This is a genomic window from Geotalea sp. SG265 (genome assembly GCF_022808985.1).
GTDB lineage: Bacteria > Desulfobacterota > Desulfuromonadia > Geobacterales > Geobacteraceae > Geotalea.
This window is the reverse complement of the sequence record NZ_JAKZFT010000006.1, coordinates 260,604-274,626: the sequence shown is the minus strand read 5'-3', so window position 1 is coordinate 274,626 and position 14,023 is coordinate 260,604. Positions and strand designations below refer to the sequence as shown.

14 protein-coding genes, 1 tRNA gene and 1 riboswitch are annotated in these 14,023 nt (G+C 54.9%); of the genes, 6 read left to right on the top strand and 9 right to left on the bottom strand.

Translation table 11 applies throughout. The features are described from left to right. Positions 1-100: 100 nt before the first annotated feature. Positions 101-177: transfer RNA gene (locus tag ML541_RS09860), tRNA-Arg, on the bottom strand. Positions 178-303: 126 nt separating this feature from the next. On the opposite strand from ML541_RS09860, the gene ML541_RS09855 reads away from it, so the two are divergent. Further along, positions 304-1,185 (top strand): MBL fold metallo-hydrolase, encoded by an 882-nt coding sequence (locus ML541_RS09855; protein ID WP_243372618.1) that lies wholly within the window; start codon positions 304-306, stop codon positions 1,183-1,185. Between the two features lies 1 nt (position 1,186). Here ML541_RS09855 and ML541_RS09850 read toward each other — a convergent pair whose 3' ends face one another. Further along, complete coding sequence (locus ML541_RS09850; RefSeq protein ID WP_243372616.1) at positions 1,187-1,873, bottom strand: DUF1573 domain-containing protein; 687 nt, start codon at positions 1,871-1,873, stop codon at positions 1,187-1,189. A 138-nt stretch (positions 1,874-2,011) separates the two neighbouring features. On the opposite strand from ML541_RS09850, the gene hpt reads away from it, so the two are divergent. Continuing rightward, positions 2,012-2,536 (top strand): hypoxanthine phosphoribosyltransferase, encoded by a 525-nt coding sequence (hpt, locus tag ML541_RS09845; protein ID WP_279342422.1) that lies wholly within the window; start codon positions 2,012-2,014, stop codon positions 2,534-2,536. 20 nt (positions 2,537-2,556) lie between these two features. Beyond that, positions 2,557-4,512 carry a DUF3426 domain-containing protein gene (locus ML541_RS09840; protein WP_243372613.1) on the top strand — a complete coding sequence of 652 codons (1,956 nt, stop codon included), beginning with the start codon at positions 2,557-2,559 and terminating at the stop codon, positions 4,510-4,512. A gap of 142 nt (positions 4,513-4,654) precedes the next feature. Here ML541_RS09840 and ML541_RS09835 read toward each other — a convergent pair whose 3' ends face one another. Together ML541_RS09835 and ML541_RS09830 are read right to left on the bottom strand one after the other, a co-directional pair. Beyond that, a complete protein-coding gene (locus ML541_RS09835) occupies positions 4,655-4,822 on the bottom strand; it encodes a 4Fe-4S binding protein (RefSeq protein WP_243372612.1) in 168 nt (55 codons plus the stop codon). Positions 4,823-4,910: 88 nt separating this feature from the next. Next, positions 4,911-5,048: a hypothetical protein gene (locus tag ML541_RS09830; RefSeq protein ID WP_243372611.1), complete on the bottom strand. Its 138-nt coding sequence runs from the start codon at positions 5,046-5,048 to the stop codon at positions 4,911-4,913. A gap of 33 nt (positions 5,049-5,081) precedes the next feature. Here ML541_RS09830 and ML541_RS09825 point away from each other — a divergent pair, with 33 nt between their 5' ends. Next, entirely contained in the window at positions 5,082-6,347 is a 1,266-nt protein-coding gene (locus tag ML541_RS09825; protein WP_243372638.1) for an acetate kinase, read from the top strand. 110 nt (positions 6,348-6,457) lie between these two features. Here the strand turns inward: ML541_RS09825 and pta are convergent, their stop codons facing one another. The 4 genes from pta to ML541_RS09805 all read right to left on the bottom strand — a co-directional run bounded on the left by pta (position 6,458) and on the right by ML541_RS09805 (position 10,115). Next, positions 6,458-7,459 (bottom strand): phosphate acetyltransferase, encoded by a 1,002-nt coding sequence (gene pta / locus ML541_RS09820; RefSeq protein WP_243372610.1) that lies wholly within the window; start codon positions 7,457-7,459, stop codon positions 6,458-6,460. A gap of 166 nt (positions 7,460-7,625) precedes the next feature. Next, on the bottom strand, positions 7,626-8,105 hold the full coding sequence (moaC, locus tag ML541_RS09815) for a cyclic pyranopterin monophosphate synthase MoaC (RefSeq protein WP_243372609.1): 480 nt from the start codon (positions 8,103-8,105) through the stop codon (positions 7,626-7,628). An 18-nt stretch (positions 8,106-8,123) separates the two neighbouring features. Continuing rightward, positions 8,124-9,341, bottom strand: coding sequence for a gephyrin-like molybdotransferase Glp (glp, locus tag ML541_RS09810; protein WP_243372608.1), 1,218 nt, complete (start codon positions 9,339-9,341; stop codon positions 8,124-8,126). 84 nt (positions 9,342-9,425) lie between these two features. Further along, positions 9,426-10,115 (bottom strand): ABC transporter permease, encoded by a 690-nt coding sequence (locus ML541_RS09805; RefSeq protein ID WP_243372607.1) that lies wholly within the window; start codon positions 10,113-10,115, stop codon positions 9,426-9,428. Between the two features lie 128 nt (positions 10,116-10,243). Then, positions 10,244-10,374, bottom strand: a riboswitch (molybdenum cofactor riboswitch). A gap of 164 nt (positions 10,375-10,538) precedes the next feature. Here ML541_RS09805 and moaA point away from each other — a divergent pair. Both moaA and ML541_RS09795 read left to right on the top strand, forming a co-directional pair. Then, positions 10,539-11,519, top strand: a complete 981-nt coding sequence (moaA, locus tag ML541_RS09800) for a GTP 3',8-cyclase MoaA (RefSeq protein ID WP_243372605.1) — start codon at positions 10,539-10,541, stop codon at positions 11,517-11,519. A gap of 17 nt (positions 11,520-11,536) precedes the next feature. Further along, positions 11,537-11,977: an MOSC domain-containing protein gene (locus ML541_RS09795; RefSeq protein WP_243372603.1), complete on the top strand. Its 441-nt coding sequence runs from the start codon at positions 11,537-11,539 to the stop codon at positions 11,975-11,977. A 51-nt stretch (positions 11,978-12,028) separates the two neighbouring features. Here ML541_RS09795 and ML541_RS09790 read toward each other — a convergent pair whose 3' ends face one another. Beyond that, positions 12,029-14,023 (bottom strand): cache domain-containing protein, encoded by a 1,995-nt coding sequence (locus tag ML541_RS09790; protein ID WP_243372601.1) that lies wholly within the window; start codon positions 14,021-14,023, stop codon positions 12,029-12,031.

The following is a 14,023-nucleotide window of genomic DNA, read 5'->3' as shown; positions in this document are numbered from 1 at the left end:
TGTTGGAACCATAAGTTGAAATATGGGCGTTGGAACCATAAGTTGAAAAAAACGTTACTACTTATGGTTATAGTTACAAACTATGCTATTTCCTTGTAATTGGCGGGCGGCATGGGATTCGAACCCACGACCCCAGGCTTCGGAGGCCTGTACTCTATCCAACTGAGCTAACCGCCCGTGAATTTTTATCTTTACACTATTTCAGCTTATAACTCAAGGTTTATTATCTCGTCCCCCCGGCCTCAAGCCTGTCTTTTTTAATAGGAATTTGTTACCATCAAGGGGCTTCAAAAGGAGGTTCCCTTGATCGGCAAAGTCATCATCTTACTTCTGCTCGCCGTCGGCATCAGCTTCAGCACCGTACCATCATACGCCACCATTGGCGGCAGCAACGCCGGCTATTCCAGAAGTTATGCGATCGAAAAGGTAACGGATAACGTTTTTGCCGCCATCGCCCAGCCAAGGGGAAAGGCTGCGAGCAATGCCGTTATCGTTGTCACTGGCACGCAGGTTGTCATCATGGGTGCACACTTCGTTCCCGACAGCATCAGCGAACTCATGGAAGAGGTCGGCAAAATCACGACAGCACCCGTGGCTACCGTTATTTTGACCCACCACCATCGCGGCTACAATTATGTGGACTACGATTTTCCCCTCGGCATCCAGATTGTCACTTCCTGGCAGACCTGGCAGACTCTGAAGGAGAGCTACCGCGAATTGAAAAACCCGGTGATCTTTTTCGACAAGAGCCTGACCCTGCGGCTGGGTAAAACCACCATCGTCGCCAGCAATCTGGGGCGGGGCCATGGGGATGGCGATGTGGTTGTCTATCTGCCGGAGGAAAAGGTACTGTTTACCTCAGACCTCTTTTTTAACAATGTCATAGGTTACATGGGGGATGGTTACCTGCGGGAATGGGTGCTGAACCTGGAAATGCTGGAAGGGCTGGATACCAGATTCGTCGTTCCCGGACTGGGGAAAGTGACGGACAGTGAAGCAATCGGCAGGTTTCGCGTCTTCTTTACGGACTTCACTACGGAAATGCTGCACTATCTGGAAAAGAAGAAAACCCTTGAGCAGACGAAAAAGAATTTCCGCCTGCCCAAGTATGAGTCATTACCCGGCTACAGGGAATTTTTCAACCAGAACATCGAGCGTGCATACCGGCAATTGAAGGATCAGTAGCTTATCTGATCGGCGATCCGTAAACGGGTATGATGATTTCGCTCTTTCTGGGACTGTCGGTGGTAATGGTAAGGTATCCGCTGAGGATCCTGTCGGTGGCTCTGGGGGTGGCGGTAATCTCGATGGTTGCGGCTTCCCCGGTTCTGAGCTGTTTTTTGCTAACCTCGGCTGTTATTTGAGGTATCTGGGCTTTTGCCGATAATATGCTTAAGGGTCTGTTTCCTCTGTTGATCAGTGTTACCATCGATCTGGCGGAACTTCCCACTTTTATCTGTCCCAGGCTTACCTGACGGGGGGTGATCTGAATTTCCTCGATGATGTTTCCGTTGAGGGTCAGGGTATAGGAAGGGGTCTTCGGGTCGTTCGTTTCGAGAGCGATGCTTTTGGTCACCTTGCCCGAGAAGTTGGTCGAGTCGAAGACGATCTTGATTTCGCCGCTTCTCCCCGGCTGGATAACTGGTGATGAGGCATTTGCTGCCGTGCAGCCGCAGGAGGGAACCACCCGCAGAATCGACAGTGGCGAGTCGCCAGTGTTCTTTATGGAAAAAGTGTGGTGCAGTTTTTCACCCTGGACGATGGTGCCGAAATTGAAGTTTCCTTCCGGAACGGTCACCTGTGATGCAGCATGGGCTGCCGTTATGGTCGACAGCGCGAAGACGACTGCAAGAAGAGAAGACCTTTTTTTCATATCTTTCCCCGTTTTTTGTGTTTTCTCCAACAGTTGTCTTATAACACAAAAAAAGGAGCCGGGCCATATTGATTTGACCTGCCGCCTCTATTCTGCTATAGAGGAGCGTGAAAAAATGTAAAGGTGAAGCGGGGTTATATGAATGTAGGTCCCAGGCGAACCTTGCTGTACTCGGAAGAGCAGATAACAGCAGAAGTCCGCAGACTGGCATGGGAAATTACCTTGGCGTATAGAGGGGAAGAACTGGTCCTGGTGGTGGTGCTCAAGGGTGCTTTTTTCTTTGCGGCGGACCTTGCCCGTCGGATACAATTGCCGCTCGTCCTTGAGTTCGTCAAACTTTCGAGCTACAGCGGAACATCCTCCACTGGTGCAGTGGCCATGATCAAGGATGTGGAGATGCCGCTGCACGATCGCCATGTGCTGATTGTGGAGGATATCGTCGATACGGGGCTTTCCCTGGCGTTTCTCCGCGAGAAGCTGTCGGCACACAAGCCGAAAAGCCTCAAGATCTGTACCCTGATCAATAAGCGGGAACGCCGGCAGGTCGAGGTAACGGCCGATTTCACGGGTTTTGAATCCCCTGGAGGGTTCCTCGTTGGGTACGGATTGGATCTGGACGAAAAATTGAGAGAGTTACCGGCTATTTACGAGCTGCATGAATAGGATGTACCGGTGGAGGCATAATGATACTACAGTGCGATCAATGTAACACCAAGTTCAAGTTGGATGATGCAAAAATAAAGGAAGGCGGTGTCAAGGTCCGTTGTTCCAAATGTAAGCACGTTTTTCTAGTCACCAAGGAGCCGCAGGAAGAGACCGATTTCGATGCCATTCTGGGAGGACTGGGTTTGGACGCGCCTGCTCCTTCTGCATCCGCTCCTGCAAGCGGCAGTCCGGCGACGGATATTGCTGCTTCCCCCAGTCAGGAAAATGGTTTCTCGCAGCTGAAACAGGCTTTGGCAGGTGCCGGCAAGGAGGAACCTACCGGGGACGATGCTGTAGACGAAAAAAGCTTCGATTTCAGCGATTTCAGCTTCAATGAGGAGCAGCAGCCTTCACCGGAGGAAGAAGGGGAAAAACCGGTAAAAAGTTATGATTTGAGCGACTTCAATCCTGATGATGCTGAGACTGACGATACGGGCGTTGGGGGCGACACCGGTGCCGCTCTCGTAGCAGGCAGTGAGGCGCAGCCTCCTGTGCAGGACGCCAATCCCTTTGAGTTCGACTTCGATGGTGGTGGACAACCAGAATCTCCCGATGCCGCCGGTGAACGTCCGGCTGGGGAATCGGCATTCAACGAGTTTACCTTCGATGAGCAACCGGCGCCGCCCCAGCCTTCGGCGGGGGCCGATTCGGCAGCAAGCGGCGAATTTGACTTCAACGAGTTTTCCTTCGATGGGGAAGAGAAAGAGGAACATACGGCTGCCGATGACGCCGGGAACCTGCCTGCGCCTGGAGAGGAGCTCGATTTCGATACCTTTGCGCTAGAGCCAAGCGGCGCCTCCTCCGAGGAGCCAGTTTTTGCTCCGCCAGCCGCTGCCCTTCCTCCCGAGGAGTCGCCAGCATTCGCCACGCCTGCCGCTGCCGTATCTACTGCCACTGAGTCATTTCCGGGCATGGAATTAGATTTTGCCGAAAATGGCCCGGCCGACCAGCTGCAACAGTCGCCCGTTTCTGAAGGTGGGGAAGGTGATGTCCCGGGAGAGTTTTCATTCGATTTCGGTGAGGCGACGAGTGACGCCGGTGATGCGTCCCTTACAGCAGACCCTGCCGCAGGCACCGCGAAAGCGGATATCCCCAGTCTGGACTTTGCCGATTTCACTGAGCCGCCACCATTCCCACCCGCTGCGGAAGGTGTTGCCGGTAGTCCATCGGCAGTGGAACCGTTTGAGAAAGAAAACGCTGCTGACCTTGGTGCCATAGACTTCGGCGAGGTAGTATCTCCGGGCCCTGCCCCTGAGGAGCGCCGTCATTCCTCGTTGCAAGATCTTTCAGTGGTCGGGGCGAAGAAAGAAGCGCCGCTTCAGGCAGTCCCTCAACCTGAGTTTGAGGACGAATACCCGCCATTGTCCATCTCATCCCGTCGGAAAACCAGCTCATTCTTTACCTTTGCAGGATTGGGTATCTTCTTGCTGCTCCTGCTGCTGGTGGCCGGGGCCGGCACCTTCATCCTCAAAACGAAGCCTGAACTGCTCAGCAAAGTGGGCTTGGGGGTACTTCCGCCGTGGCTTGGCATTAAAGCTGTCGATGACGGCCACATCAGCGTGAAAAACCCGGTTGGCATTTTTGTGACCAATAGGTCGGCCGGGGAGCTTTTCGTCGTCACCGGCGTTGCGATGAATGAATACCGGAAGCCGCGAGCATCGATCCAGGTGAGGGCCGTTCTTTACGGAAAAAACGGTGCGCCGGCAAAGCAGAAAGTGGCTTACTGCGGCAATCACCTATCGAAAGAACAGCTGGAGTCACTGCCCCTCGAAAAGCTGGAGGCCGCCATGAACAACCAGTTTGGCGATTCCCTTTCCAATCTCGGGGTTCAGCCCGGCAAGGAGATACCCTTTGTTGTCATTTTCAGCCAGGTGCCACAGGATATATCTGAATTCGGGGTCGAGGCGGCCGGCTCGACTGTTGCCGGTCAATAGTTCTGATTCTGTATTGGATGGGGAAGGCCGGGTTACACACCGGCCTTTTTTTATGAGGACCGATCTACTTTGCGGGCCAGAAAAAGGAAACGGCCGATGCTCCAGGAGCATCGGCCGCATCAATCCCTCTTGTAGGAAAGGATTAGGCGCTGATAGCGCTTACCGGGCAGGTATCAACGCAGGCACCGCAATCAATGCAGGTATCGGCAGAAATGTTTCTTTTACCGCCGTCCTCGCTGATGGCGTTTACAGGACAGGATTCGTCACAGGCACCGCAGTTGATGCATTCGTCGGAAATTTTGTGAGCCAAGGTATTCACCTCCTTCGTCGTAATTTTGGATTAGACGTTTGATTTTCTGGAAAATAACATACACGGTAAAAAAAGTCCACCACAAAGGTCAGTCTCTTAAATAGTGGTCATAGCAGAAAAAACCTTGAACAGATGACGAGTCTGCGGTATTATAAAAAACGGTTTTATTTACATTAAACTTTTTCCCGCCTTTTTTACCACCACCGAAATAATCGGTTGCTTTCATTATATTTTCTGTGTCCAGGGGGATATGAAAAACATGGATATACTCGCCCTTAACTGTGGTAGCTCGTCGGTAAAATACCAACTCTTTGACTGGGCAAAAAAGGAAGTAATCGCCAAGGGGATGGTCGAACGGGTTATCATAGGTGATTCTTTCATTATGCATGAAGTGCCGGGGAGGGAAACTTACCGGGAGGAATCCGAGTGTCCCGATCATCAGGTGGCCATCGATCTGATCATCAGAACCCTGACTGATCCGGTCCATGGCGTGCTGAAAGACATCAACAGCATTTCCGCCATTGGACACCGGGTGGTTCATGGGGGAGAGAAATTCACCTGTTCGGTACTGATTGACGACAAGGTGCTGGAGGCGGTCAAGGAGGTGCAGCATTTGGCGCCGCTGCACAATCCGCCGAATATTGCCGGCATCGAAGCTGCTCAGGCCATCCTGCCGAACGTTCCCCAGGTAGCCATTTTCGACACTGCGTTCCATCAGACAATGCCGGAACATTCCTATCTTTACCCACTCCCCTACGAGTGGTACGAGAAATACGGCGTCCGCCGCTACGGCTTCCATGGCACCTCCCATCTATATGTTTCCAAGCGCGCCGCGGTCCTTCTGGGCAAGGCACCGAAGGATACCAACATCATCACCATGCACATCGGTAACGGTGTTTCCCATTGTGCCATAGCCAACGGCATTTCCGTCGATACCAGCATGGGGCTCACCCCCTTGGAAGGTGCGGTCATGGGAACCCGCTGCGGCGACATCGATCCGGCCATTCCCGCTTTCATGATGCAGAAGGAGAACCTTTCGGCCAAGGAAATCGACAGCATCCTCAATAAAAAGAGCGGTGTCCTTGGCATTACCGGTCGCTTTACCGACCGCCGCGAGGTCATCGAGCATGCGGGCAACGGCGATCGGCTCTGCAAGCTGGCGCTGGAGATCGAGGCCTACCGCTTGAGAAAATATATCGGATCATATATGGCGGCCATCGGTAAGCTCGATGCAGTCGTTTTCACTGCCGGTGTTGGGGAGATGGGCTGGCCGATCCGGGAAAGAACCATCGATGGACTGGAGCACCTGGGGATCAAGCTGGACAAGGAACGGAACAAATCAGCCATGACCAGGAAGCGGGAAACGCTCATCACCACCGATGACTCGCCGGTCAAGGTCTTCGTCATTCCAACCGACGAGGAACTGGTCTTTACCGAGGATGTGGCAGCTATCCTGGAAGGAACCTACACCGATCACATGCATTTCGAATATTCCTTTTCGAAGCACGATTTCGTCAGAAAATAACAATAGGCGCCAAGCGCTCTGCAATAGGCAGTTCAGAAAACTAAAAAGTCCGGCGGAAGCTTCCGTCGGACTTTTTTTGCTTTAAATGTTTCAGCAACGGCGTAAGCCGTTTATCCTTGTGCCTGCACTGCGGTAATCGCCGCGACGTTAACGATATCATCCACCGAACAGCCGCGGGAGAGATCGTTGACCGGCTTGGCCAGCCCCTGTATGACCGGTCCGATGGCTTCGGCACCGGCAACACGCTCGACCAGCTTGTAGGCGATATTGCCTGCATCCAGATCCGGGAAAACCAGGACATTGGCCTTGCCGGCAACGGGGCTGCCAGGGGCTTTCTTTTCGCCGACCTTGGGCAACAGGGCAGCATCGGCCTGCAGCTCGCCATCGATCTGCAGTGAGGGATCTATGCCCTTGGCAATTTCCAGAGCCTTGAGGACTTTGTCAACATCGCCGTGGGAAGCGCTACCTTTGGTGGAGAAAGAGAGCATGGCGACCCGGGCGGGAACATCGAGGAAGGACTTGCAGTTGCAAGCAGTGGCGACGGCAATTTCCGCCAGGGCCTGTGCATCCGGGTTGGGATTGACGGCGCAGTCGGCAAAGAGGATGATGCCGTTCTCGCCGTAATCGGCGTTCTTCGTCACCATGAGGAAAAAGGAGGAAACGGTCTTGATGCCGGGGGCCGTGCCGACGGTTTGAAAGGCGGCCTTGAGGACGTTGCCGGTGGTGCCGGTGGCGCCGGCAACTTCGCCTCCGGCGTCTCCCAGTCTGACCATCATGCCGGCATAATAGAGATAATCCTTGGCGGTGAGGAGGTTGCGCGCCTCTTCCCTGGTCAGACCCTTGCTTTTCCGCAACTCCACCAGGGCGTCCACATAGGTATCCAGTTTCGGCGAGGTGGCGGGATCAAGGATTTCGACCCCCGCCAGGCTTACTCCCTTGGCCTGTGCAGCGGCAGTAACTTCCACCGGATTGCCGAGAATGATGATTTTGGCCAAACCTTGTTCCACTATCTTCTGGGCGGCAAAGAGCATCCGCTCATCATAACTTTCAGGTAATACGACAGTTTGCAGCTTTCGTTTCGCTTTTTCCTTGATCTGCTCCATTAAGTGCATAACGTCCTCCTATTTATAAATGTAAAACAAGATTTGATTTTATACCGCAACCTTTTGGAGGGGTCAATAGAAAAAGCCTGCCTGAAAAATTAAAAACCCTCGGCAACCTATTGATGGCAGAGGGTTTTTATCTGAAGCAAGGGTAACAGGTTTCAGCAGATTTGCATTATCTATTTTGCTGTTTACGGTAGGTTCCGCTCTTGCCCCCTTCCTTGTACAGGAGGCTGATCTCGCCGATGGTGATCCCCTTGTCCGCACCCTTGCACATGTCGTAGATGGCAAGCGCGGCCACAGAAGCTGAGACCATGGCTTCCATCTCCACCCCGGTACGCTCGAAGGCCCGAACTGTGGCCTCTACGGTTATGATCCCCTGTTCCTCGTCAGTGCCAAACTCGATGGCCGCATGGTGGATGGCAAGGGGATGGGAGAGGGGGATGAGCTCGGGGGTTCTCTTTGCGGCACTGATCCCTGCCAGCCGGGCGACGGCGAAAACGTCCCCCTTGGTGATCCTGCCCTGGATGATCGCTTCAAGTGTCTCTTTCTTTAGAAAGACCTTGGCTGCAGCGACGGCGGTGCGCATGGTTGGTTGTTTGCCGCTCACATCGACCATGATGGCCTGACCCTTGTCGTCAAAATGGTTGAACATTCATCACCTCACCGTTATTTATGCTTCTTCCAGCAGAAAATCCTGGTTGAGAATATGCACGTCCACCTGTTCGCCGGCAGCGAAGAGCGCTTTGTCGGGAGGGAGCATGGCCAGACCGTCCGCCTGGATCATGGTTTTGACGATGCCCGTTTCCTGATTGCCGCTGCTGCTTGCCAGGTAGCCGTCCTTTCCTCTCTCAAGGGCTACACGCAGAAAGTGCAGGCGCCCTGGCTTCTTGCGGATTTCTTCGGTGAGAGTTGCCTTGAAGAGGGGGGCGATGACCTGCTTTCTCCCCATCATCTTTAAGAGGGCCGGTTTCACCAGTTCTTCGAAGGTGATCATGCTGGAAACGGGGTTGCCTGGCAGGGAGAAGATGGGAGTATTTGCTTTCATGGCGAAGGCGGTCGGTCGTCCCGGCTTGATGTCAACTTTCCAGAAAAGCTGCTCTGCTCCAAGCTCAGTGAGAATCTCGCGAACCAGATCCCGATCTCCGGCGGACACCCCTGCAGAGGTGATCAGCACATCCGCCTGCAGCCCCTGTTGGAGGATGTGCAGGTGGCTTTCCCGGTTGTCCCTGGCGATGCCGACGATGACCGGTTCGCCACCGATTTCCTTCACCGCAGCAGCCAGGGATAAGGCATTACTGTTGATGATCTGCCCTTTCCCTATCTGTCCTCCCAATTCGACCAGCTCGTCCCCCGTAGAGACTATCGCCACCCGGACGCGGCGGAAAACTGGCAGCAGGGCGGTACCCAGGGAGGCGAGCATGTTGATGGCCGATGGAGTAATTGCCGTGCCTGCAGCCAGCACCCTGTCGCCGGTCTTGATGTCTTCGCCGGCAAAGCGTATGTGCTGTCGTGCTTTTACTGGCTCCAGGATCTTGACCGAATCAGCGTCTTCTTCCGTTTCCTCCACCGGGACCACCGCATCTGCCCCTGGCGGGATGGGCGCGCCGGTCATGATCCTGATGGCGCAGCCGGCTTCCACGGCAGATGTGGCGATGGCACCTGCAGGAATATAGCCGGTGACTTTCAGTAGTGTCTGGGGAGCCTGGCAGTCCCCGGCACGTACGGCAAAACCGTCCATGGCGGAGTTGTCCCAAGGGGGCATGTTCCACGGCGCGGTCATATCTTCGGCAAGGGTGCGGCCGATGGCGTCAATAAGGCTGACCCGTTCGATACCTGTGGTGGAAACATGGTCGAGAATGGTTCTCCTGGCTTCACTGAAGGTAGGCATAAATGGACCTCGTTTTTAGATTCATTATTACAAGATATTACAAGAAAAAGCGTTTCATGCAGGAAAGGAACTATTTTTGCCGGTTCACCGCCGTTGTTGCAGGATGTTCAAAGCCATGTTGACGAAAAAGGCAACGGCCATGAGGATCGTGCCCAGAGCCAAACCGAAGGCGAATTCACCCTTGCTCGTTTCCATGGCAATGGCGGTTGTCATGGTGCGGGTGTAGCCACGGATATTGCCCCCCAGCATCATGGCAACGCCAACCTCGGCAATGACCCGGCCGAATCCGGCGATGACGGCGGCCATGACTCCGAATCGCTCTTCACGCACCAGTTGCAGCACCCCTTGCAGAGGGCCGGCTCCAAGGGTGAGTGCCGTGGGAAGAATCCTCTTGTCCGCACCTTCGACGGTGCTTAAGGTATAATTGGCAATGATGGGAATAGCCAGAATGGTCTGGCCGATCACCATTGCCTTCGGCGTGAAAAGAAGCCCGTATTGCCCCAGCGGTCCCTGCCGGCTGATGATCGCATAGACAATCAGGCCGACAACCACCGTCGGCAAGGCCATCAGGGTGTTGAGAAAGGTCGTCAGTGCCCCCTTCAGCGGAAACGTGCCGGTTCCGATGATGATGCCTGCGGGAATGCCGAGTAACGAGGCAAGAAGCGTCGACCAGACTGCAATATAGAGGGAAGTCCAGACAGTGGTATAGACTTCCTGGTCCATGGTGAGTATGAGGCCCAGGGCTGTATGTAGCGATTCGGAAAAGAATCCCACGTATTGTGTTCCCTTCTGTCGATCTGCTGAAGCTATCCCTGGGGTGCCGGTAGCTTTCGCAGAGAGAAAGTGCTGTTCAGAAAATAAAAAGGTCTCCTTCCATGGAAAGAGACCTCGGCGTGGCCTTTAGGCCGCCTGTTGACTCTCCTTTCCAAAAGGGAGGCGCTGCCGTTTCCAGCAATGCCCAGTGGTCGCTCGCCATTGGCATGACCAGATGGTCTGCCCGGCAGGCGTCAGCGACTCGGAGATTAGTTTGTAAAACATTGTTATGTAAAAAAGCTTGCAAGTGTATCTGTAAAATGCTTAGATTGTATACATCTGCTGCTCATTAAATAATGCACTTGTAAAATAACACAAATAATTTCAGAATTGTGATATTTTTTTATCACGGCATTTTGCTGATTAAAATGGTGGAGTAGTAATATGAAGCTGCTGGACACCCATGGCCGACATATCAATTATCTTCGCCTCTCGGTAACCGACCGCTGTAACCTGCGCTGCAGCTACTGCATGCCTGAGCAAGGGGTGGAAAAGCTCTGCCACGAAGATATTCTCACCTATGAGGACCTGATCTGTGTGGCTGAGGAAGCGGTTGCCATCGGCATCGAAAAAATTCGCATCACCGGTGGAGAGCCGCTGGTGCGAAGGGATATCATTCCTTTTCTCAGGGCTATTTCCGCCGTTCCGGGGCTGAAACAGCTGGTGCTTACCACCAACGGGCTGTTGCTGGAAGAACTGGCCGAAGATCTGCACCGGGCCGGGGTTCAGCGGCTCAACATCAGCCTGGACTCCCTGAAACAGGAGACCTTTGCCCATATCACCCGCGGCGGTGATTTGCAGAGAGTCTTGCGTGGACTGCAAGCGGCTGAAAGGGCCGGCTTTCCGCCCCATAAGATCAACATGGTGGTAATGCGCGGCATAAACGACGACGAGGTGCTCGATTTTGCCACCATGACCATGGATCGCCCCTTTGCGGTCCGTTTCATCGAGTACATGCCGACCTTGCAGGCAGAAAACTGGCGTACCCTCTCCGTGTCGGGCCATGAAATCCTGGAGCGGATCGGCAAGCGGTACGAGTTGATACCCTACGGCAGTCAGGATTTGGCGGGACCGTCGCGCAACTTCAAGATCAAGGGCTCGGCCGGTTCCATTGGCATCATCACCCCCATTTCAGGCCACTTCTGCCGGGACTGCAACCGCATCAGGGTCACTTCTGCAGGCTTGGCCAAGGGCTGTCTGCTCTCCGGCGAAGGTCTCGATCTGAAGCCTCTTTTGAGATCCGGTGACAGGACGAGGCTGGGCGAAGCCTTGCGGCTGATCGTCGCCGGCAAGCCGGACGGACACGGTCTGGATAACGACAACAATGATCTACAACCCTTTGCCATGTCACGGGTAGGGGGATAGGAAAGGATAAGGAAGGTATGTCGGCAAAGGTTCTGGCAGTATGCATCAGTGAAAAGAAGGGGGAACGGAAGACGCCCGTGGCCTCTGTGGAATTCAGGGAAAATCACGGCATCGTCGGCGATGCCCATGCCGGTGACTGGCATCGCCAGGTGAGCCTTTTGGCCATGGAGAGCATCCGCAAGATGCAGACACTCGGCCTTTCCGTCGATACGGGCGATTTTGCCGAGAACATTACCACTGAAGGGATTGAATTGGTCTCCCTCCCCATTGGCACCAGGCTCATCATTGGGCCGACCGAGTTGGAGGTGACCCAGATCGGCAAGGAATGCCATACCCGCTGTGCCATTTATTACCAGGCCGGTGATTGCGTCATGCCCAAGGAAGGGATTTTTGCCAAGGTCCTCAAAGGGGGAACGGTCAAACCGGGAGACGCGGTTGCGGTGAAGAGTAAAGAGTAAAGAGTAAAGAGTAAAGAGTAAAGAGTAAAGAGTTTTGCTTCGGGCTCGAACTTAGAACTTGCAACTTATTTTTAACGGTAGCGAAACTTTAAAACTGCTCCCTTTTCCCGCTTCGCTTTCCACTTCGATTGTTCCGCCGTGGTCATGGACGATGCCGTATGATACGGAGAGCCCCAGGCCGGTACCGTTGGCCTTGGTGGTGAAGAAAGGGTTGAAGATCTGCGGTAGATCTTCCGCCTTAATACCGGCGCCGGTGTCGGCGATGATAATCGCCACTCGATCCTCTGCCCCGTCCATTCGGGTCTTTATAGTCAACATCCCCTCTTGGCCCATGGCCTGAATGGCATTGAGCACCAGATTGGTCAACACCTGCCTGATCTGGTCGCTGTCGCCTTCCACGACCGGCAGCCCCGCCTCATACTCCTTCATGATACGGATGCCCGAGAGCGGCACCTGGTGGACGATCTGGGCGAGAATTTCTTCCAACAGCCTGTTGCTGTCCACCTGTCCCAGCTGTTTCTTTTCCCGGCGGGCAAAGCGGAGCAGGTTGCCGATGATCCGCTCTATCCGTCCCACCTGCTGATAAATGGTATCCACCTCGTCCCGGTTGTCTGCCCCTTTCGGCACCGACATCTGCAAGAGTTCCGCATTGCCGCGGATGATGGCCAGGGGGTTGTTGATCTCATGGGCAACGCCGGCGGCCAACTCGCCAATGGCGGCAAGTTTTTCTTTCCGCAGCAGCTCTTCCCTGGTCTTCACCAGCAGCCGGTTCTTGTCCTCCAGTTCCGCCGTCCTTTCCCGGACCTTGTCCTCCAGTCCCCGGTTCAATTCGGTTATGTGGCTTTCCCGCTGCATCAGCGCCCGGTTCATCTGGTTGAATTCCTCCGCCAGGTCTGCCAACTCGTCCCGGCTCGACACCCGGCACTGTACATCCCGCTCCCCGGCGGCAACCCGCCGCGCCGCGTTTTCCAGCTCCCTCACCGGCCGTGCCAGGCGCGTTGCCAAAAACCCTGCCACGGCAATGCCGATTATTGCACCCACCAGCAGAATGCCGCTGAAGAGGAGTCCCAGCCGGAACTTGATGGCGGTGAATGGTTTCTCCAGCATTCCCACGTAGAGGGCGCCTACGGGCACGCCATCCACTGACAGGATCGGTTCGTAGGCGGTAACGTACCAGTCATTGACGACAAAGGCGCGGTCGAGCCACTTCTCCTTATGGATGATGACCCGGTTGTAGACTTCCTCGGAGAGGCGTGTACCGATGGCCCGCGATCCCGTTGAGGTGAGAACGTTGGTGGCGATGCGCAGGTCGCCCAGGAAGATGGTGGCACTTCCCACGTCCTTGCCGTCCGCTTTTACCCCTTCGTAGACGATGCTCTTGATCTTGTCCACCAGGCTGTTGTTGTTGTTGAGGAGGATGCCGCCGCAGAGGGCACCGATAATTCTACCGGCGCCGTCCCTTACCGGGGCGGCGGCAATGAGCATCATTCCGGCGCGTTCCATGGTTTCGGTGGTGGGCCGGGCATGGGGGGTGGGGAGGATGGGGATGGCAGCCTGCCCGACCAGCTGTTTGCCTTCCGTGGCCATGGCCTCGGCCGGCACGACCCAGGTGCCGGCAGCGATCTCTCCCTTCAGGGCACGGGCGATGGCTGGGTTCCGAGAGGTGTCGTCACCGGCGGCGCCGGGGTTGTTGACGCGATAGAGGACGTTTCCCTGGGCATCCAACGCCATGAAGAGGTCCAGCTGCTCCGTCTGCCTCAGCGGGACGAGCATGCCGGCCAGGGCCTTCCTGTCGCCGTGTAGAACCGCGGCGGTGTAGGGGGCGGAAGCGGTGAACCTGACCACATCCCGGACGTGGCCTACTTCGTGGAGATAGACCTCCCGGGCGGCATTGAGGTCATTGCGCACCTTTTCCTGGGCCTGCCTGACGATCTTGGTGTTGAGGATGAACACCCCGGCCAGCCAGCAAATAAGGATAGCTATGGCGATGGGAATGACGATGGCGATGGTCAGCTTTCTTTTGATGGGGAAGCGCTTTTGCGGCAA

Coding starts and splice junctions, on each gene's coding strand:
- pta (WP_243372610.1), bottom strand. CDS start 7,459: ATGCACTTAATGGAGCAGATCAAGGAAAAAGCGAAACGAAAGCTGCAA.
- moaC (WP_243372609.1), bottom strand. CDS start 8,105: ATGTTCAACCATTTTGACGACAAGGGTCAGGCCATCATGGTCGATGTG.
- glp (WP_243372608.1), bottom strand. CDS start 9,341: ATGCCTACCTTCAGTGAAGCCAGGAGAACCATTCTCGACCATGTTTCC.
- hpt (WP_279342422.1), top strand. CDS start 2,012: ATGAATGTAGGTCCCAGGCGAACCTTGCTGTACTCGGAAGAGCAGATA.
- moaA (WP_243372605.1), top strand. CDS start 10,539: ATGAAGCTGCTGGACACCCATGGCCGACATATCAATTATCTTCGCCTC.
- ML541_RS09850 (WP_243372616.1), bottom strand. CDS start 1,873: ATGAAAAAAAGGTCTTCTCTTCTTGCAGTCGTCTTCGCGCTGTCGACC.
- ML541_RS09795 (WP_243372603.1), top strand. CDS start 11,537: ATGTCGGCAAAGGTTCTGGCAGTATGCATCAGTGAAAAGAAGGGGGAA.
- ML541_RS09840 (WP_243372613.1), top strand. CDS start 2,557: ATGATACTACAGTGCGATCAATGTAACACCAAGTTCAAGTTGGATGAT.
- ML541_RS09830 (WP_243372611.1), bottom strand. CDS start 5,048: ATGAAAGCAACCGATTATTTCGGTGGTGGTAAAAAAGGCGGGAAAAAG.
- ML541_RS09825 (WP_243372638.1), top strand. CDS start 5,082: ATGGATATACTCGCCCTTAACTGTGGTAGCTCGTCGGTAAAATACCAA.